The sequence below is a fragment of the Streptomyces sp. NPDC053426 genome (assembly GCF_055585405.1).
On the sequence record NZ_JBVJKE010000025.1, the window covers coordinates 15498 to 34859 of the forward strand.

The following is a 19362-nucleotide window of genomic DNA, read 5'->3' on the forward strand; positions in this document are numbered from 1 at the left end:
CGAGTGGGTGGGGATGAGGCCGATCACTGTTGACGTTTCCCTCGGGCTGCTCACCATGACGGCTTGCGGCACTGGGCGTAGACGAACGGGCCCGCCGGGTGGTCCTCGAAGTGGAGGTGTGGGCCGGTGACGCTGCCTGTCCTGCCGACTTTGCCGATCGTCTGACCTGCCTTGACCGACTGGCCCGGCTGAACGCCTTGCTGCGACAGGTGGCAGTAGACGTAGACCCGGTCGTTGTCGCCTTGAAGGCCGATCCAGTGGCCGTACGCGCCCCCCTTGCTGTTCGACCACCGGACCGTGCCGTTGCGGACGGCGACCACGGCGGCCCCTTCCGGCGCGGCGTAGTCCTCACCGGTGTGGTAACCGGCCTTGTAGCGCGGGTTCTTGATCCCGAAGGCGTAGGTGACGTGGTGCTTGGGCACCGGAGAGGCCACCCGGCCGCCCGAAGTGCCCGATGGCTGATGGCCTTCGACGCCGACCTTGAAACCGAAGCGGTCGCCGAGCTTCTTGAGCGACGTCTCCCCCGGGATTCCGTCCGCCTGCGCGCCTGAGAGGCCGAGGTGACGCTGCCATTCGGCGTACGCGTCCTGGGTGAGTCGGCCGAAGACGCCGGGGCCCGAGCTGAAGTCGAGTCCCACGGCCGCTGCCAAGGCCTTCTGGACGATCAGGACGCTGTCGTTGTGCGCGCCGGGTTTGACCTGGGACAGGAGTACGAACTTGGACATGAGGAGGATCCCTTCGACGGCTGGTGATCAGTAACCGCCGGATCGACGGGTGGGGTCGAACTGGCGGACACGGCCTGCGAGATTCGATCCGCCCAGGCAGACGCCATACCGGACCATCACGTGATGCATGGCGGTGCGGATGTCGGCGACGCCGTCGTGGATCGCGTTCGAGGTGCCGGGGTGGTGGTACGCGGCGAACGTCGACGGGATGGCCTGAAGGACGCCGCGCGAGCAGTTGAGCGGATGGCCGTCGCTCCGCCGGGGACCGACGGCGTTGCTGTCCCAGGCGTCGACCGCGTTGAAGTAGCAGGACGACTCGTGCTTGGCGGCGGCCAGGATGCCCGGCGCCCAGTGGGTCTGCGGCACGCCGAGGATCCGGCATGCCTCCGGATCCACTGCCCCGTCGTCGTCCGGCCGATGCCGGCCGTCGAACCCGGGCGCGAAGTAACCGACTGCTTTGGAGCTCTTGCGCTCGGTCCGGTGAGAGCGGGCGCCGTTTCCCTGACCGGCGTCCGTCGCGTCCGCGGCCACCGTACTGCCGCCTTCGGAGAGGTTGACCCACGCCCCGGTCGAGGGGCGATCGGACCATTGACCGTGGACACGCGCCCCTTCGCTGAAGGCGATGACGTTGCCGGTCCTGGGTACGAGGTGATCCAGACTCACGTCCGCATACATGTCCCAGTCGCACATAACGCACCACGGCTGTCCGTCTTCGCCGAATTGCTTTCCGGACCGCGTCCGGTTGTTGTGGCCGGTACCGGGCAGATTCGCCTCATGGACACCCTCGGGGACACTCCGGATGTGATCGATGAGTCTCCGCCGCCGAGGTACCGCCGTCCTCGTCCCCCCTTCCGGAACCGGCAGCCGACATCGGCGGTTTTCGGCGGTTCCAAGGGGCCCGAGAGGCTCTGAGTACTCATGAGTCCTTAATCCAGCACAGCACCCGAGACCCTTGATCACCACTTGGGCCATGGCCTGACCGACTTCGGCTCGTCAGGGTGAACTTCGGTGAGGTGCCTGAGGAACTCGGAGCGGTGTCTGTATCCGCGGTGTGCGAGATGCAAGGAGGCGACCTGGACGGAGACAAAAGAGTTCGGGCGGACCGCGGGGGTTACATCTGCTTCGAGGACGAGGCGGGCTTCATCCGCCGGCCGGCCGAAGGACTCACCTGGGGGCCGGCACGGAACGACTCCGCAGCTGACGGTGAGCGGACGGCGGTCGGGACGTCTGTCGGTGGCCTGGCTGATCGCGATGCGGCCCGGCTCCCGCACGATGCAGGATCTGGTCGCCTCAACGATGGATATCGGAGTGACGACCCCGACTTCGTGGGGGAATGTGCTCATCGGCATAGCCCCCGCGTGCGGCAGCCCGATGACGCGGTCCGCGGTATCCAGGATCGCCGAGCCTGAGCCTCCATGGTCCAGGAAAGGAACGGAGAGGATGAAGTCAGGCTTGACGAGGAACTGGGTTGCCGATCCGATGAGTCCTGTGCGTGCAGGGCTCACTCGATGCCGGTCACTTCATCGAAGGAGAAGACCTGTGAGGCGAGTGTCTCTTTGACTGCGATCAACTCGGGAGCTGCGGGCACGACGCCTCCCGGGACCCCGAGTACAGGCCCCCGTGCCAGGTCTGACTGTGTTTCAGGGTCCTCTCTCGCGCTTTCCCCAGCCTATTGCTCCTCGTCCTCGCGCACATCTCGGCGCCGACGGTCCTATGGCCGGGATCAACGGCAGTGCGGCAGGCTCTCGTGGAAGATCTCCGGCGTTCACTGAGTGCCGGGGATCCCCAGTGCTGCGGATGCGGATACCGGGACTTCATGTCACCCTGGCCTTATTGAATGCCGAAAGCAGGGGTTGTGTCATATCCCTTACGGCGTTTCAGTATGCAGGCCCCGGGGGCGTGGGGGCGTGGCCCGAGCCGCATCTCGGGCGGGCCACCTCACTGCCGAACTTGTCCGCGGTCTTCGCTCCATGAGGCCTGAGTGTGCTGCGGAGGCGGCCCGCCCACGGACCGTGGCACCTGTTCACGGCGAGCATCGCATCCGTCAGCGGCCCGCGATCAGCGCTGTACACGAACTCCCCGAACGGGAGGACCGGTGGCGGAGAACACTCAGGCAGTAGTGGTGAAGGCCGGTACCACTGCCCTGAATCTGAACCCTGATCCGACCGACGAGTGGACGGCTCACATGCTGGGGCTCGATCCCCAGGCGCTGCGCGAGAGCGCCCCGGAAGCCGCCATGGAAGAGATCAACACGAAGATCAGCTGGTACGAGTTCTTGCTGAACAGCTTGGTGCCCGAGGCGCCGCCCACCTCCGTCAAGAGTGTCAGCGAATGGGCCCGTCAGTCGCCGCTCGAACAATTGCCGGGCGCCGCCCCGCAGGACCCCTCCGCTCCCTCCGGTCAGATGGGTACGGCCATCGCGACGACGCCCACGCCGGCATTCGGTGATCTCTTCACGAGCCCCGACGAAGTGCTGCAGTTCGAGCTCATCCCCTACGCCCTCGCCACCGACGCGGACAAGCCGCTGGTCGCCGTATTGCAGGACGGTGATTCGACGGAGCTGGCCGTCACGCTCTGGGAAGAGGGGCGCGAGCTGTCCCCCGTGCTGGAACTGCCGCATCTGATCGGGGTCACCTTCCGGTACCGGCTCCCGGTGTCGGAGGGCGAGGGCAGTGTCTTCCAGGAGCTTCCCTTCCCCTCCGTGCGGTTCGGCGACTCCGAGTCCGTGCTCCTCGCCAGGATGCCGTTGCCGACGCCCGCGCAGAGGCGGCAGGTGATCGCCGCTCTCTCCTCGGCGGAGTCCGAGACGTCACTGGTCGTCAACCATGGTGTGTATGTGAGCGTCCCCACCGGTGAGGTCCGCGAGGACGGTGAGACCGACTTCCGCAGAGTCCGCCTGGCGCTGAACTCGCTGGTCCAGCCGTCGCCCCTGGTTCTGCCCGAGGAGGAGCGGGCCCGGCTCGGTGAACGCTTCGGCGCCGTGCAGCCCATGGGCCGGCTCAGCGTCCGCCACGGCGACAGCAGCCACCCCTACTGGCACGATCCCGTACGGCCGGAGCACTACTACTTCCTGCCGGATCGCTTCCTGCTGGCCCGGCTGCCCGACGACGGGCACCGGCCCGCGCTCAAAGTACGCGCCACCAGCGCGGCCAGCGAGGCGGACCTGCGGTTCACCGTGGAATTCTCCGCCCGGCCGGTCACCGAGGAAACCCGGCTGAGGGCGGCACTGCCGACACTCGAAGCGGACGCCCGGGCCTCGGGCGCGACGGAGCCCGTCCGCCTGGAGGTGCTGCCGGAGGCGCAGCCGGTCCTGCGGCTGGCACTGCCGCAGAACGGTGCTCCCTCGGCGGCGCTGACACAGAGGCCGGAGACCCTGATCGACCTGGAGAGCGGGCTCACCCATGCCGAGACGTTCGGGCTGGAGGACTTCCGTCTGGTCTACGAGGCCCTGTTCGGCGCGTCGCTGAGCCTGCTGAAAGGCGAGGTGCGGATCGCCGCCGGCGGCGAGAATCCCGAGGACATCCCGCTCGAGCTGCGCCTGGACCGCACGGCAGGAGGGATGCTCGCGCTGGTGCCCGGAGAGGTGAAGCCGGACAGCATCGGCGCGCGGCTCAGCAATGTCGTCGAAAGCACGGTGCGTGTCGAACGGCTCACCGCGCTGGCCGTGTGCGGGGAGGACCACGTGGATCTCCGGGTGGAAGGCGTCACCGCGGGCGTGCGTCTGGCTCCCGGAGACGGTCTGGACATACGGCTGGTTCCGGAGAAGCCCCTTCCCGCGGCCGGTTTCGATGCGCTTCGTCTCGACGAGACGGGCGTCGTGGCGGAGCCGGACCGCAAGGTCATATGGGACTTGGTGTTCGACCGCAGCGTGCCGGGGCATCTGACGAGGAACGTCACCGTGGAGGCCGTCCCCGCCCTGTTCTCCGCCCCCGACCGGCCCGACGACCGGGTGGCCGTCTTCGTCGTCACCGTCGAGAACGGCGTCTCCGTACGTCTGACGGAGGACCACCTGTCGGCCACGACCACGGTGCGCGTACCCATCGAGCCGTTGGTGAGCGGGGGCCAGGCACCCCCTCTGCGGTACCAGACCGAGACGGTATGGCAGTCCGGCGGTGTCGGTACGAGTCCCTGGCAGCAGACGGACCACACGATCCTGCTGCCGGTCAGGACCGCGCCGGCTCCGGCCCCGGGCCCGGGCGGTGGGACGTGATGAAGCTCGCCGGAGTGCCCGATCTCGGCAGGCGCCTGGAGTCGGTGCCCGGCTCGGCGTACTGGTCGCTCGGCGGAACCCTGATCGTGCTGGTGCCCGACGCGCTGAGCCTCGAGCGTCAGGAGGACGGCTCGCCCGCCCTGTCGCTGACGCTCCTTCGGCCTCAGGAAGCGAACGCGGAGACCGGCCCGTCCGCCCGCTTCGAGGTCGGTTTCGCCGTCGAAGCTCCGTTCCCCGCGGTCGGCGAGGCCCTCGTGGGCCGGCACATCCCCGCCAGAGTGGTGCCCGCCGAGCTGACGGGCGGCGTCCTGAACGTGTCCACCCACGCGGGAACGGGCGCGAACAGCCGGCTCATGCCACCGGTCGAGCTGAGCGCGAGCATGCTGACGCGGGCACACGTCGTCGCTGATCTCGACGCCGAGGGCGCGGTGCTCGCAGGGCGACTGGTCGTGGACCGGACGCTGCCGGTGCAAGCACTGCTCCGGCTGGCGTTTCCCGCGGTGGCGCCGCGTGTTCCGCTGACGCTCCAGTTCAGCCGGCGGCGACTGGCCGAGGCCCTCGGCGAACGCCTCGGGGACGGGGCAGTGGTGAAGGACCAGGCGCTCGCGGAGACACTCGACACGCTGCTGAGCGATCCCGTTCTCACGGTGACTGGTGATCCCGCCGCCGTCGACCAGCGGCTGCGGGCGGACGTCCTGGCGATGCACCTGCGGAGCAAAGTGGCCGTTCCCGACCTCGCGACCGCCGATGGGTACCGCCTGCTCCCGTCGGGAGAAGTGCCGGAGGAGCCGTACCGGGTCGACCTGTCGAAGCCGACGCAGATCACCGCCGAGCGGGTACTGACCATGGACCCCTTCGCCGCGGCCCGGCAGCTGTCCGGCGGCTCCCTGGAGCACTTCGTACGGAGGGTCGAGGTGCCTCGTCTGTCGACCGGGCGCCTCCGGGTCTCGTTCACGGCCAATCTCCCGCAGCCGATGGCGGGCCTCCTGGCGCTCTTCGCCGACCTGTCGATACCCGCGGCGCCTCCCCTGCGGCCACAGGAGGTGACGGCGGGGGGCAGGCTGGCTCCGCCCGACTGGACCGCGACAGCCGAGATCGTGCTGTCGCCCGACGAACCGCTCGCGGGCAAGGTGCGGCTGCGTGCGCTGCTCGGCGACGGCGACACCACACTCGAACAGACCGGCGCGTGGCGGCCGGCGACCGGTGACCGGCTGCTGCTCGGCCCGGAGTTCTTTCCCGTGCCGCTGACCGTGGTCCGTGCCTCCCGCGCGCTCACCGACGTGGCCACGGTCACGCTGAAGGGCGTGTCGGGGAGGGTCGTGGCCCGGCTCGACGCGGCGACGCCTGTGGTCGTCGTGGCGCGAGGGCTGGTGCCGTCCGGGACGCTGCTCGTCGAGCCCGTCGGCGCGGGTCGCGCCATCGAGCTCCCGCTGACGGAGACGCCGCGCATCGATCTCGACCCCGTGACGCTTCCCGGCTTCGGGGTGCACCGGGCCAAAGTCGTCGGCCGTATCGGGCCGGGCCGGCCGCCCGTCCTGGTGGAGTGGCGGCCGGAGGTCGGCGACCTGGAGCCGCAGGCGGTCCGGCTGGGTGCGGACCGCGCCGAAGCCGAGATCTCCTGGGTCGCGGTCTCGCCCTTCCAGCCGGGTCTGGTCTGGCGGGTGACGCGCGGGGGGCCGCCGGGCCCGTGGTCCGCGCCGGTGATGCCGGCGGACGAGCTGGTGCTGACCGTGGAGGCGGAGCCGGCTCACGAGCCGGTCGTGCTGGACGGCCTGGAGCTGCGGCCGGACCCGGCGGATCCGTCGGTGTGGACATACCTGCCTCCGGGACCGTTCCTGGAAGCCGACAGCGGTGGCCGCCCGGCGCTCGGCGTGGTGGATGCCGGAGCGGTGTCCTTCCTCCAGCTCACCAGTCGTCTGGACCTGCCCGACGCCGCGAGGAAGCTGCTGCCGTCCCGGCTGCCGGCAGCCGACGGCGGAGCAGCGCCCTCGGTGCGGGCCGTTCCCGTGACCGTGACACGTGTCGCGGTGGAGACACGGCCCGCCGATGGCAACTGGGCCACCGTGACCGAGGGGACGAGTTCGGGGATCCCACCCTGGAACACGGCACTGGCGGCAACGCTCACAGCCGAGCAGGCCGACGCGGTCAAGGCGGCCATCGGCGGGGCGAGGGACCGTATGCGACTCGTCGGCGAGATGGCCGCGAGCGGACGGAGTTTCGTACAGGACAGAGACGTGGCCGATCTGCTCGGCCTGTCCTGACCAATCGTAGGAGGCAAGGATGCTTCAGCTGCACGGTGCCATCGATCTGTCGGAAGCGATGGTCTACACGGACGACGTCGACCAGCTTCTGGTGTACGTACTGCCCAAGGTGCCGATCCTGCGGCGCGACGGCGACAAGGCGGTCTTCAAGTACGTGAAGTACCGCACCCCCAAGCCGATGGCGAACGGAGAGGTCGGCGCGGCACTGGTCTTCATGGACGTGGAACTGGCGCTGACCCCGGAGCAGGAGCAGTCGGTCCGCGCCCGACTCGCGGAGCAGCTGACGGGCCGACGCGGACAGGGCGCCCCGGCTGTCGAACCCCAGCAGATCGTCCTGTCGAAGCCCCAGATCACCGAGGCGTCGGTCACCGTCGAAGTGCTGGCCGCGAGCGGCAACCTCGTCCAGAAGGTGAACAACGCCGGCCGGCCGTCCATGTACGGCAACAACGTGGTGGCCATCTCGGCCGAGCTCACCCAGTTCGGCGCGCCGGTCTTCGAGGCCGTCATGCGCAGCGAGGGTGCCGGAGGCGTCCGCGTCGTCTACGACATGAACTTCGCCGGCCGGATGCCGCCGGTGAAGGCCGTCGGCACGTGGTCGGCCAGCAAGTTCTACAACTTCGTCCAGACCGTCGACTTCGAGGAGAACTTCTGGTCCGAGGACGACTTCAGCGAGCACATCAGCGAGGTCTTCACCAACTCCGAGTCCCGCATCGTCGAGATCGACCCGGGGGCGCTCCCCGGCAACGACCCCGCTGTCGCCAAGATGCTCGAGACGCTGCGGTCGTCGGTGACGCAACAGCTCGACGAGGCGGTCAAGCGCAATCTCATCGAAGCGATCCCGGCGGAGAACCGCGACTTCTCCAAGATCCGGGAGGAGGACTTCGAGAACATCCGGCGTGACATCACGGTCAACAAGACCTCGGACGTACGCATCGAGTTCAAGGAGAACCAGGTCATCTCGGCCCACGTCCTTCCCCAGGCCAACATGCCCTCACTGGTCGGCCAGGGCTTCAAGTGGGAGGACTACGCGATGGAGGTCGACGTCGATGATCCGTTCTTCCGCAGGCTCGGCGTCAACATCCTGGTGAACGCGGACTTCGACACCCTGCCGATCTTCAGCGTGGAGGTGAAGATCGACTACCCGCCGCACACCGCGCGCAACGGCATCCAGACCTTCAGCTTCAGCAAGGCCGACGACATCGGCAAGTTCGAGGCCTTCACCGACGGAGGGCCCACCGCGTACAAGTACCAGTACGTGGTCAACTACAAGGGTGAGAGCCGTGTGTTCACGTCCGAGTGGCTGGACGCCGACACCACGGAGCTCAGGGTCAACATCGACGAACTCGGCATCTGGCTCGTCGACATCGAGCGCGGCGACATGAACTTCGACCAGGTCTCCCGGGCCGTACTCACCCTGACGCACCCCGAGGTGTCACCGGGAGTTCCGCCGGTGTGCCGCTTCCAGATCACACCGGAGACCAAGCAGGAGCGGGTGAAGGAAGTCCTGATGCAGCCCGTGCAGCCGTACGGGGGCTCGATCACGTACTTCATGAAGGACGGCCGCGAGTACGTGAAGGACCTCAAAGGCCTCCAGGGACAGCGGTTCTACGTCGACGATCCCTTCTCCGCCAACGGGACCGTGCAGGTACGCACGCGTGGCGACTTCGAGCGGCAGATCGACGCCATCTTCCTGGACCTCACCTACGCCGACGACGCGAACAACTACCGGCAGACCAAGTCGATCTCGCTCAACAAGGAAACCCGCTTCCTCGACTGGCAGTTCCCGGTGATCGACGAGAACAACGGCAAGGTGACCTACCGCACGCTCACCACGTTCCGCGACGGCACATCCGCGGACTCCGGCGAGCAGACGCTGACCGGCAGGACGCTCCTGCTGGGCGAGGACGCGGTGCTGCTGAACGTGCGGCTCATCCCGGACCTCATCGACTGGACCTCGACCAAGCTGGCCACCGTGGACCTCCACTACACGGACGAGGCCCACGGCATCGACGAGGCGGAGAGCTTCACCTTCCGCAAGGACGGCCCCGAGCAGAAGTACGAGTTGGCGGTCCGTGACCGGAACAACCGCAAGTACACCTGGAAGGCGACGTACTTCATGGCCGACGGGTCGAAGAAGGAGGCGTCTTCGACCGGTCAGGTGACCGACGAGCAGCTGATTCTCCAAGTGCCCGCCTGAGTCGCCCGACTCTGCCCGACAACGCACCCAGGAGGCTGGGCCATGCTGCTCGAAGCACCGCCGTACTACCTCGTCGAAGGCGTGTCGGTGATGCGTGATCACGCCGACCCCCTGCAGTTCTACTATCTGCCCTTGGGGCCCCGTTTCGTCACGCGCAGCGACGGCGGCGTCGAGGTTCCCCAGTTTCTCCTGATCAAGGACCGGTCCGAGGGGCATTCCGGCGGGTTCGCCGACTTCGACGTGCACCTCGGAATGCCGCCCGGAGGGCTGGAGAACGTCCAGGGGCAGCTCCAGCGGCTGGCGGGCCTGGATCGGCCGCCGCGCCTCGCGCCGGTCCCCGTGGTCGACGGCAGCGTGAGCCTGATGCTCTTCGGCGCGGGCAGCGACGGCGCGGGCAGTGACGGCGCGGCCCCCGCAGGGGCGGGTCTGGTGCGGGCCGTCCGCCATGCCGCCAAGCCCGCCCTGTACGGTGACAACCGCGCGGCGTTCTCCGTGGAGCTCGACGGCCGGGGCGTGACGATCCTCGACCAGGTGATGGCCGGCGAGATGTCACCCATCGGCGTCGTCTACAGCCTCGACTATCTGGCGCTGCGCCCCGCCTACCACGTGCGGCTCATGGTCGACTGGGACCGGGCGCAGGACATCATGGACACCACGTTCGGTCACGAGGGGCTCTTCGACTCCGTACAGATCGAAGACGTGTGCGAACGTCTGGTCGAGGAACGGATCATCACCCTGGAGGCCGACACACTGGTGCCCGAGGACGACGAGAGCGGCACTCTCGCCGAGCGCAGGGACGCCGCGATGGCCCGGGTCCGGGACATGATCACCGACGCGTTCTTCGAAAGCTCACTCGATCCGCTGCGCAAGCCTCCCGACGGCTGGGACAGGGCGAGCGAGGTCGTCTCGGCCTTCTCGCCCGCGCGCAGCACGCCGCTCGGCAAGTTCAGCTACCGCAAGACCCACTACAGCCGAGTGGACTCCAAACGGCTCGACGTGGACTTCTCCGAGCGCATCACGATCAAGCGCAGCATGTATCCACAGGGCCACCTGTCGGGGCTGTTCGACTTCCTCCACAGCGGCGTCGACCGCTCCAGGCTCGTCATGAGCGTCGACGCCGACGACCCGTGGTTCAAGAAGCGCAAGGTCCGGGTCGTCTCGGGGGCCGACCACACTCAGGACCGGATCACCACGGTGACGGCCACCTTGACGTACGCCGGGGAGACGAGGACCGCGGTACTGGACAGCAAGCAGACCGAGAGCGAACTGGAGTGGCCGTCGCAGGTGGACAACGGCCGGATGGTCATGCCGGTCGACCTGGAGTACACCGTCGATTTCCTGCCGGCCGAGGCCGGCGAGCGTCCTCACCGCCTGGTCTCGCCGAAGGAGGTCGTCACCACCGACGCGAAGACCATCCAGCCGCGCGACCTGTTCTCCCTCGAGACCTTTCCCGTACTGCCCCTGCCCGGCTTCCCCTTCGACCGCTATCCGGCGGTGGAGGTCGAGCTGCGCTACGACGATCCCGCACACGGGATCCGGCAGAACGATCTGGTCCGTCTCACCTCAGAGGTCCGGACGGACTCCTGGCAGAGGTTTCTCGTCGGAACGCCGGCCGGTCCCGTGCTGGCGCGCATCACCTACCGTGCGGCCGACCATCGCGACCACACCACGCCCTTCACACCACTCACGCGGCCTCAGGTGGACGTGCCGGACCCGTTCCCCCGGCGCCTGAAAGTCGATGTCGTCCCGGCACTCGACTTCACCCAGGTGGACCGGGCCTTCGTCGACCTGCTCTACGAGGATCCCGCCAACGGCATCCGCGTGGAGGACTCCATCGAGGTCACCAAGGACACAAAACCGAGGCCCTTCATCGCCGACCGCGTCGATCCGGTCCTCAACCGGACGCGGTACCGCGTCGTCGTGCTCATGCTCGACTCGACGGTCCGGGAAGGCCCGTGGTCGACGACCGTCAGCAACCGCGTCTTCGTCCGGGCGGACCTGCGCGGGCATCGATGCGTCACCCTGCACTCACCGCCCGACTTCGCCGCCCAGGGTCTGGAGCGCATCCAGGTCGAAGCACGTGCCAAGGACGAGGCCGCGCAGCTCTCCTTCGAGGACCGTTTCGACTTCACCGCCCCTGATGCCACGGCGGTCTTCGAGTTCGACTTCAAGGACCCTGCCGCGGACGCGTTCGATCTGAAGGTCCGCCGGCTCTTCAGCAACGGTCTCTCGGCCGAGACGGACTGGAGCCGATTCGACACGGACTCCATGACCGTCGCCGCGTCCCCCTGACGCCGCCACGGCCGGAGACGAGGGAGAAAGACCATGCTGCAGCTCGGTTCCCGCACGTTCGAGGTCGACGGCGTGACGGTCTTCCACGACCACGCCGACCCGCATCAGTTCTGGTACCTCGCCACGCAGGTGCAGCTGGGGCGCCGCCCCGACGGCAGCCCCGCCTTCAGCCTCATCAAGTACCGGCCGGCGGTGGCCCGGGCGGGTGTCGAGGGCGGAGGTTTCCTGATGCTGCAGACGGTCGTGGCCCTGCCCGAGAAGACCCGCTCGAAGATCCTCGGGCGTCTGGCGGCCATGGTCCCGGACGGGGAGCCGCAACTGGCGGCGGTGCCCGTCGAGCGCGGCACCGTCCGCTGTCTCGCCCTCGATCTGGAGGGATCCGGTGGGACGGTGGCCCAGCCCGCACCCCCTGGGGCCTTCAACGCGGTGGAGAAGATCCTCGGCGCCACCAGTCCTTCGCTCACCAGCGAGGAGACCGCGGCCTTCTCCCTGGTCCTGGACCACGAGGGGGCGATCATCATGAAGGAGTCGTTCGAGAAGGGCGCCACCCCCGTCGGGGTCATATACGACCTGGAGTACTCCGCGCTCACCCCCGACCTGCACATCGAGATCACAGCCGATCTCGACCGCGTGTACAACCAGTTCTCAGCCGGTCTCGAAGCACAGATCTACTGGGTCAAGGTGGGCATCGACGCGGGCTTCGAGAAACTCGTACAGGACGGCGCCATCAGGATCAAGGTCACGGACTTCGGCGGGGATGCCGACACCAGAGCGAAGGAGAAATGGGCTCTCGACTTCTTCAAGGACGAACTGCTGAAGAAGTGGTTCGAACCCTCCCTGGACCTCGGGCAGTTGAAGGGACCCGCACAACCCGAAGGGCTCAACGCCGTGCTGGAGCGGACCAGGGCGCTCAATGCGGTGGCGACCCCGTCGGGCGGCTCGCCCGCGGCCGTCCAGCCTCAACGGCCCGGCGGCGCACCTGCTGCCGTGCCGGCGACGCTGACCACCACACAGAGCACGCCCGCACCGCTGCCTGCGGGCACGGCCCTGGCCCTGGTGCCCGGAGCGGCGGGGACCACCCAGGCGCTGCGGGTGACCGGGCCGCCCGGTGCGGTGGTGACCGTCGACGGCACGCCGCGCCAGGTCGACGCTCAAGGAAACGTGACCGTCGAGGTGGCGCCGGGCAGCAGTCACCCGGTGACGGTCGACTGGCCTTCCGTGGCCCCGCTGCCCGCGGTCTCGATCCGCGCCACCCTGGCACGGGCCGCCACACCCGCGGCCGTGCCCGCACCGGTGCCGGCCCAGCCCGTCGGCGCGAATCCGGTGCCGGCCGGGCCGACCGGCGCGGGACCGGCGAACCCGCAGGCCACCGGTGCTGCGGCAGGCGGCGCCATGCCCGCTCTCGTCTCCTTCCGGCTGCGCTTCGTCGAACAGCAGGAGCGCAAGACACTCACCTTCGTCTACGACCGTAAGACCACGGTCAAGCGGACCTACGCGCCGCAGGGGTTCGTCGGCCTGCTCCTCGACGAACTGAGCGACAGGTCACGTCACTTCACCGAGGTCGACCTCGACGACCCCTTCTTCCGCACGCTGGGAGTCGACGTCATGTCCTCCGCCGACTTCGTGAGGACCGGCCTGTTCTCCACGGACGTGTCCATCGAGTACGGCGACCCCGCCGATGTCCAGGGGCACGCACGCGAGGAGTTCCATCTGACGTCCGCGGACCCGGGCCCCAAGCGGTTCGAGACCTTCCTCAACCAGGCCCTCGACCTCGGATTCCAAGTCGGTCTGCAGCACAACTTCGATTCGAGCTCGTCCTGGATCGGGGAGAAGCTGACCTACGACATCGGACCACGGCCGAGCATGGACCGCACCCTGCGTGTGGACCCCGCCGAGGACCTGGGCTTCCTCGAACTCCAGATCTTCCCCAATCGCATCGACAAAGGCATCGTGGACGCGGTCGACGTCGAACTTGCCTATGACGACGGCGCGACCTTCCGACGCAACGACGCCTTCCGTGTCCTGCCCGGAAGCCCCGCACAGACGTGGCGCCTGCGGCTGACCCACCCCGACCACCGCAGCTGGACCGCGGGCTTCCGGCATCATCTGAAGAACGGCACGGTGCTGACGTCGGGGCCACTGACCAGCGAGGCCTCGTTCCTGCCCGTCGACGACCCCTTCACGGCCGCCCTGGACATCACGGCCGTACCGCTCTTCACGCCCGGCAGCGTCGCATTCGCCTTCCTCGACATCGACTACCGGGATCCCGCCCGCTCCTACACCCGTCAGGAGCGGCTCGAGATCCCCGGTACGGCAACGGCGCCCGTGTCCCTGCACATTGCTCTTCTCGATCCGGCGCACCGCAGCTTCCGCCACCGCGTGACGCTCGTACTGACGGACGGAAGCATCAAGCAGGCCGAGCCCGTGGACGGCGAGGAGACGATCATCCCCGTCCGGGCAGCCGCATGAGCACGAGGGCCCTGCTGCGGGAGCCCGTGTCCCGCCTGGTGTCCGCGCTGACCGGCACGGCTCGGACGCCCCCGCTGCTGAACGACGCCGTCGACCGCCTGGAGAGCAGCGCCTGGTCCGAGGTCGCCGCCCGGTGGAGCCGGCTGACCCCCACCGGTTTCCCCATCGAGCTCACAGCGGCCTCCTGGATCGACGGTGTCCAGTGGACCGCCGAGGTCGCGCCTCCGGAGACACCCGACACCGAACGGCTGCTCCTCGCCTCCGCGCTGCTCGCCGAGAACCACCAGGGGCCGCCCCCGGCGCTCGTCGACATCCTGGCTTCCGCCCAGGCACGCTGTGAGGCGCGTTTCGGCGCCTGGGTGGGCGGACGGGAAGCACCGGGCGCGGTTCCCCGGCTGAAGCTCTACGCCGAGATCCCCGACGACACGACTCCGCCGGCGGAGTTGCTGCCGGAGCGGCTGGCATCGGCCGTGCGGCGGTTGCCCGTCGGGACGAGACCGCGGATGCTGGGGATCGAGCCGGTCCGCGGACGCCGCGAGATCTATGTCAGGCTGCCCGCCGTCGATGTGGTGGACCTTTTGCCGTTCCTGCACACGGTGGGGCTTTCCGGGGCACCGACCGTCCTGGACCGCCGTCTCCCCGACGGAACACGGCGGCTGGCCGGGCGCCGCCTCGGTCTCAGCGCAGCATGGACGGACGGGGACGACGCGGAGACCATCGCGCTGACCCTTTTCGCTTCGGCCCGTACGCTGTTCCCCGCTGCCTCGAACGCCGGCCTCCCCGTCGACGACGCGTTGACCGCCTGGCTGCCGACGCTGCACCGGGTCGACCGCTCCCTGCACGGCGTGCGAAGAGGACTTGTCGGCATGGGCCCGGATCCCGGACGGGACGAACTTCGCGTCTCGGTCGGACTGGTCCCGGCCTTCCCCCCGCCAGGACAACGGTGAGGCACCGGGAGCGAGTCACCCACGTCGAGGTCGTCCCGCACCGCCACGATCGGGCCTCTGAGCCGGGTGTGCGCCCGCACCGGCAGGCCGCGGTGGTTCTTCCAGGAGAAGCTCTTGCGTGCCCGGTCTGTGCTGTGCTGCGCCGGTCGGGGCAGCGGGACGCTGCGATCGTGTGAGGCGATGCCGCAGCAGCTCCTCCCGTACCTGGCCGCGGTGCCGGTGGAACAGGTGCGGGTGGAGGAGGAAAAGGCGGCCATCGTCGCGCGGACCCGGGACGGCACGATCGTGCCGTCCCGACTGCGGTACGCCGGCTCGGCGAGCCCACAGCCGCTACCGGCGGCGCCTGGCCGATGCCGCCCTGGACGACCGCCCGGCCGGAGAAGGAGAGGCGACCTGAGGGCAGAGCGTCTCCCCGGTCGCTCCCCTCCTCCCGACGCCCCCGCGAGGCGTATACGGACAAAGTCGGTGCGGCCGGTCGCCGTCCGTCCGGACGCGAACCGTGGGCTTCGGCCACCCGGGAGGAGGACAGGCGGTTGCACCGCACCTGCCCATCTCCGGGACTGGAAAACGGCGTTGCTCCGCCGCCGAGGGGACCCTCGCACCCCTCACGGATGGCGCGGCCCGAAGGGTGGTGGAAGCATGGAAGTGGTGCTGTACGCCGGTCCACGCTCTCGCGAGGAGGGATGGTCATGGCCAAGCGTCTGGTCGTCTGTTGCGACGGCACATGGAACTTCGCCGACCAGCCGAGCAAGACGAACGTCGCCAAGGTCGCTCTTTCCGTGCGTCAGGGGTCCGCCGGCGGGATGGACCAGCGGGTCTACTACCACAGCGGTGTCGGTACCCGGCAATGGGAGCGGCTGCGGGGCGGCGCGTTCGGCGTGGGGCTTTCGCGGAATGTCGCGGACGCCTACCGGTTCCTCGTCGAGACGTACGAGCCCGACGACGAACTGTTCCTCTTCGGCTTCAGCCGGGGCGCGTTCACCGCCCGCAGCCTGGCGGGGCTGGTGCGTAACAGCGGCATCCTGCGGCGGGAACACGCCGACCGCACGCAGGCGGCGTGGTCCCTCTACCGCAACCGGATCGAGCATCCGAACGGCGCGGCATCCACGTTGTTCCGCCGTTCGTACGCCCGCGAGACGGGGATCCACTTCATCGGGGTGTGGGACACCGTGGGCGCGCTGGGCGTACCTCTGCCGGACGCCGCTCCGCTCCAGCCGGCGGTGAACGGGTTCAACCACCGTTGGGCGTTCCACGACACCGAGCTGAGCGGCTGGGTCAAGGGGGCCTTCCACGCGCTGGCCATCGACGAGAAGCGCTCGGCGTTCCGGCCGACGCTGTGGCACCAGCGGCCCGAAGCCGCCCGGCAGGGGCAGGAGCTGAAGCAGGTCTGGTTCGCCGGGGTGCACTGCGATGTCGGTGGCGGGTATACGGAGGCGGGGCTGTCCGACATCGCCCTGCTGTGGATGGTCGACCAGGCCCGGCGCTACGGGCTGGAGTGCGACGACGAGGCGCTCAGCGCGGCCGGGCCGAAGGAGATGAGGCCGCAGAAGAGCGTGGGCTTCCGGGTCGAGCCGGACGGCTCAAGTGAGCTGCACGAGTCGCGGACGCGCATGTACCGGCTGGCCAAGGCCTACCACCGGCCGCTGGGCAGCGCGGTGAACGACAGGAACGAGCCCGACGGGAACGAGTTCCTGGCGGTCCCGGCCAAGGAGCGCTACGACCGTGACGCCGGATACCGGCCGCCGGAACTCAGGCGGTACCTCACCCGCCAGGAGCGGATCCGGCTGGAGCCCGCCCTGCTGCCGGACCTCGCGGCCGGTCTGCCGCCGATGCCTCCCGCGTCCGCGCCGGGGGCCGGCCGCACCACCCGATGACTCAGTCCCCGTCCACCAGGAACCCCTTGGCCTGCAGAGCCGCCACCATCACGGCATGCGTGTCCTCTCCCCACTGCCCGTCCTCCGCCAGCCCTTGATCCCGCTGGAAGGCGCTCACCGCGGCCCTGGTGCGCGGGCCGTCGATGCCGTCGATGGGCCCGGGCCCGTAGCCGAGCGCGGTCAGGGCTTCCTGGATGCCGCGGACGCCCGCCAGTCGGAACGTCCTGGGGCGGCCGGCGCCATCGCCGGGCATCGGCGGTGAGCCGTCCTGCGGGAAGGCCACCGAGGCCACGGTGTCCGTGCCGGTGATGCCCAGGAAGAACTCATGGAGGTCGATCCCCTGGTACCGGCCGGCCGGTGCGCCGCCGATAATCTCGACGAGGGCCCAGTGGAGATGGGTTGTGGTCGGGCCGCCGCGACAGACGGTGCCCAGCGGATCGCCTCTGGCGACCGAGGAGCCGGCCGTGAGTCCGGCCGGCACGTCGGTGATGTGGGTGTAGTAGCCGCCCATCATGTCGTTGGGGGCCCGCATGAAGAGCTGGGCGCCGTACACCTTGGTCGTGTCGGCGACCGGATCGTGCGGTTTGCACCGGGTGATGTGCGCGTCGAAGGCCGCGCGGACGAGGGTGCCTTCGGCAGCGCCGAAGTCCATGCCGTACTGCTCGTACCAGTGCGGTGGCCGGTGACCGCCGACGTTCGGTCCGCCGAGGTCGGTGGCGCCGGTGCCCGGCTGGAACGGGCCGGACATGTCGAGGGTGAACGCGGTCATGATGCTGTGCCTCTCCGTCTGTTCGCCGGTGAGCCTGTCTCCTCCCCGTCCCTTCGCTGTCGGCGCGCAGGTCAGGCGCCGGACGCGACGAAGCCCTGCGCGGAGAGCCGGGAGGCGAGCTCGGACCGGGTGTCCGGGTCGTCGAACGCCCCGTTCCCGACCAGGCCGTCGGTCCTCTGGAACTCCTTGACCTCGCCCTGGGTCAGCGGTGTGACGTGCAGGGCGAGAAGGGTCCCTGGACGCCGGACACGTCCGACAAGGTCCAGCACGATCTGCTCCAGCGGCAGACCCTGGGACTCCGCCTCGAGGGCGAGCGGAAAGTGCGCCCGGTCCGATTTGTCGCGGATCCTGATCGTGCCGGCGTCCGGGGTGAAGTGGCGTTCGTCCACCGCGCCCGCCCGGTTCCGCACTCCCGCGTTCCCCTGGAACTTCGGGAACCCGAGCTTCGGGCCCATCGCCCGGCACATGTCCGGCGTGGCGAGCTGGGCGGTGACCGGCCAGGGGCCGACGTCACCGAAGCCGTCGCGGCCTATGAGCACTCCCTCCGTCTCGTCGAGCTTCTCGAAGACATGGCGGTCGATTTCGTCGTCGTCCACGTGCAGCCGGGTCAGGGGCGGCCTGAAGCTGCCGTGGCCGAAGGGTGCCGGCTCCAGACGGGACTTCACGGTGTCCCCTTCCTGGGCGGCCTCTCCGGCGGCCGGTGAGCCGGCCCGCTCCCGCGCGGTGGGTGCGGAATCGTCCCGTGCCGTCTGTCGATCTTGTTGCCCATGCCGGTGCTCACACACCCTTTTGCGTCCAGGTACATGAAGTTGACGCGTCCTTCCAGCGGATCGTCGAAGGTCGTCCGGTAGTCGCGGACGCTCTGGTGCATGGTGCTGCCCTTCTTCCCTCGGCTCCGGCTCGCTCGGGCAGCATCCGGGCGAACCGGGGAGAGGGGGCGACGCCAAGCTCCTCCTCCAGCAGGCGGCGGAACGTCTCATAATGGCGCACCGCCTCGCCGACGTTACCCTCCGCGAGATGGGCTGACACGACCGCCCGGTGCGCGCTCTCCCGCAGCGGCTCCGCCCGTACGCCGGCCCAGGCCGCCTCGATCGCCAGGGCCGGTCTGCCCTGCCGTATCAAGGCTTCGGCCAGCTTGTCGAGCGCGTGCAGCCGCAGCTGTCGCAGATGCTCACGCTCCAGCAGTACCCAGTCCTCGTCCCAGCCCGGCAGCAGATCCTCCACGGTCAGCAGTCCCAGCGACGGCAGGGCGTGCGGCGCAGGGTCGTTGCCCTGCACGACGTCGAGCGCTGTCCGGGTGAGGGCGTGGACGTCCACGTGCAGGGCGGGGGTGACCCGCAGGACGTCGCCGCGACAGCCGATCAGGGGCGGTTCGGTGCGAGGCAGCTTCCACAGAGTGGTGCGCAGACTGCCCCTGGCATGGCCCTCGGTGACGTTCGGCCACAACGTGCCGGCGAGGACCGTACGGCACACCTGCCCCCGCAGTCCCATGAAGGCGAGGAGCCGCTGGGCGTTGCCGGACAGGTCGACATGCTCGGTGCCCAGTTCCAGACGGAACTCGCCGAGAAGTCTCAGCCGAGAAGAAGACGTCACTTTGATCGCCTCGCGCGCGGTTTCG

Annotated in this window: 12 protein-coding genes and 1 pseudogene; 8 read left to right on the plus strand and 5 right to left on the minus strand. The window is 69.1% G+C overall.

Features of this window, described 5'->3' with window-relative positions:
- Positions 1–50 precede the first annotated feature (50 nt).
- Positions 51–725, minus strand: a complete 675-nt coding sequence (locus ACZ62B_RS34730; protein WP_469693441.1) for a peptidoglycan DD-metalloendopeptidase family protein — start codon at positions 723–725, stop codon at positions 51–53.
- 27 nt (positions 726–752) lie between these two features.
- Entirely contained in the window at positions 753–1415 is a 663-nt protein-coding gene (locus tag ACZ62B_RS34735; protein ID WP_469693443.1) for a hypothetical protein, read from the minus strand.
- Between the two features lie 372 nt (positions 1416–1787).
- On the opposite strand from ACZ62B_RS34735, the pseudogene ACZ62B_RS34740 reads away from it, so the two are divergent.
- From ACZ62B_RS34740 to ACZ62B_RS34775, 8 genes and pseudogenes are all read left to right on the plus strand, one after another.
- Positions 1788–1997, plus strand: a pseudogene (locus tag ACZ62B_RS34740) (IS630 family transposase); the annotation flags it as partial.
- Positions 1998–2820: 823 nt separating this feature from the next.
- Positions 2821–4935, plus strand: coding sequence for a hypothetical protein (locus tag ACZ62B_RS34745; RefSeq protein ID WP_469693445.1), 2115 nt, complete (start codon positions 2821–2823; stop codon positions 4933–4935).
- Complete coding sequence (locus ACZ62B_RS34750) at positions 4935–7196, plus strand: hypothetical protein (RefSeq protein ID WP_469693447.1); 2262 nt, start codon at positions 4935–4937, stop codon at positions 7194–7196. The genes ACZ62B_RS34745 and ACZ62B_RS34750 overlap by 1 nt, the downstream gene beginning before the upstream one ends.
- Positions 7197–7215: 19 nt before the next feature.
- The gene (locus ACZ62B_RS34755; RefSeq protein ID WP_469693449.1) at positions 7216–9393 is read left to right on the plus strand and encodes a hypothetical protein; all 2178 of its coding nucleotides are present in this window, start codon (positions 7216–7218) and stop codon (positions 9391–9393) included.
- Positions 9394–9435: 42 nt separating this feature from the next.
- A complete protein-coding gene (locus ACZ62B_RS34760; RefSeq protein WP_469693451.1) occupies positions 9436–11685 on the plus strand; it encodes a hypothetical protein in 2250 nt (749 codons plus the stop codon).
- Between the two features lie 33 nt (positions 11686–11718).
- Positions 11719–14154 (plus strand): hypothetical protein, encoded by a 2436-nt coding sequence (locus ACZ62B_RS34765; RefSeq protein ID WP_469693453.1) that lies wholly within the window; start codon positions 11719–11721, stop codon positions 14152–14154.
- On the plus strand, positions 14151–15101 hold the full coding sequence (locus tag ACZ62B_RS34770; RefSeq protein ID WP_468727264.1) for a hypothetical protein: 951 nt from the start codon (positions 14151–14153) through the stop codon (positions 15099–15101). Before ACZ62B_RS34765 ends, ACZ62B_RS34770 begins: the two co-directional genes overlap by 4 nt.
- Before the next feature lie 689 nt (positions 15102–15790).
- A complete protein-coding gene (locus ACZ62B_RS34775) occupies positions 15791–16975 on the plus strand; it encodes a DUF2235 domain-containing protein (protein ID WP_469693455.1) in 1185 nt (394 codons plus the stop codon).
- A gap of 1 nt (position 16976) precedes the next feature.
- Here the strand turns inward: ACZ62B_RS34775 and ACZ62B_RS34780 are convergent, their stop codons facing one another.
- From ACZ62B_RS34780 to ACZ62B_RS34790, 3 genes are all read right to left on the minus strand, one after another.
- Complete coding sequence (locus tag ACZ62B_RS34780) at positions 16977–17744, minus strand: peptidoglycan-binding protein (RefSeq protein WP_468727268.1); 768 nt, start codon at positions 17742–17744, stop codon at positions 16977–16979.
- Between the two features lie 71 nt (positions 17745–17815).
- Positions 17816–18409, minus strand: coding sequence for a hypothetical protein (locus ACZ62B_RS34785; protein ID WP_469693457.1), 594 nt, complete (start codon positions 18407–18409; stop codon positions 17816–17818).
- A 112-nt stretch (positions 18410–18521) separates the two neighbouring features.
- Positions 18522–19337 (minus strand): AfsR/SARP family transcriptional regulator, encoded by an 816-nt coding sequence (locus ACZ62B_RS34790; protein ID WP_469693459.1) that lies wholly within the window; start codon positions 19335–19337, stop codon positions 18522–18524.
- Between the last annotated feature and the right edge of the window lie 25 nt (positions 19338–19362).

Bases quoted from the DNA above. Each gene is read 5' to 3' on its own strand.
- ACZ62B_RS34730 (WP_469693441.1), bottom strand. From the start codon at position 725: ATGTCCAAGTTCGTACTCCTGTCCCAGGTCAAACCCGGCGCGCACAAC.
- ACZ62B_RS34735 (WP_469693443.1), bottom strand. From the start codon at position 1,415: ATGTGCGACTGGGACATGTATGCGGACGTGAGTCTGGATCACCTCGTA.
- ACZ62B_RS34750 (WP_469693447.1), top strand. From the start codon at position 4,935: ATGAAGCTCGCCGGAGTGCCCGATCTCGGCAGGCGCCTGGAGTCGGTG.
- ACZ62B_RS34755 (WP_469693449.1), top strand. From the start codon at position 7,216: ATGCTTCAGCTGCACGGTGCCATCGATCTGTCGGAAGCGATGGTCTAC.
- ACZ62B_RS34760 (WP_469693451.1), top strand. From the start codon at position 9,436: ATGCTGCTCGAAGCACCGCCGTACTACCTCGTCGAAGGCGTGTCGGTG.
- ACZ62B_RS34765 (WP_469693453.1), top strand. From the start codon at position 11,719: ATGCTGCAGCTCGGTTCCCGCACGTTCGAGGTCGACGGCGTGACGGTC.
- ACZ62B_RS34770 (WP_468727264.1), top strand. From the start codon at position 14,151: ATGAGCACGAGGGCCCTGCTGCGGGAGCCCGTGTCCCGCCTGGTGTCC.
- ACZ62B_RS34775 (WP_469693455.1), top strand. From the start codon at position 15,791: ATGGCCAAGCGTCTGGTCGTCTGTTGCGACGGCACATGGAACTTCGCC.
- ACZ62B_RS34780 (WP_468727268.1), bottom strand. From the start codon at position 17,744: ATGACCGCGTTCACCCTCGACATGTCCGGCCCGTTCCAGCCGGGCACC.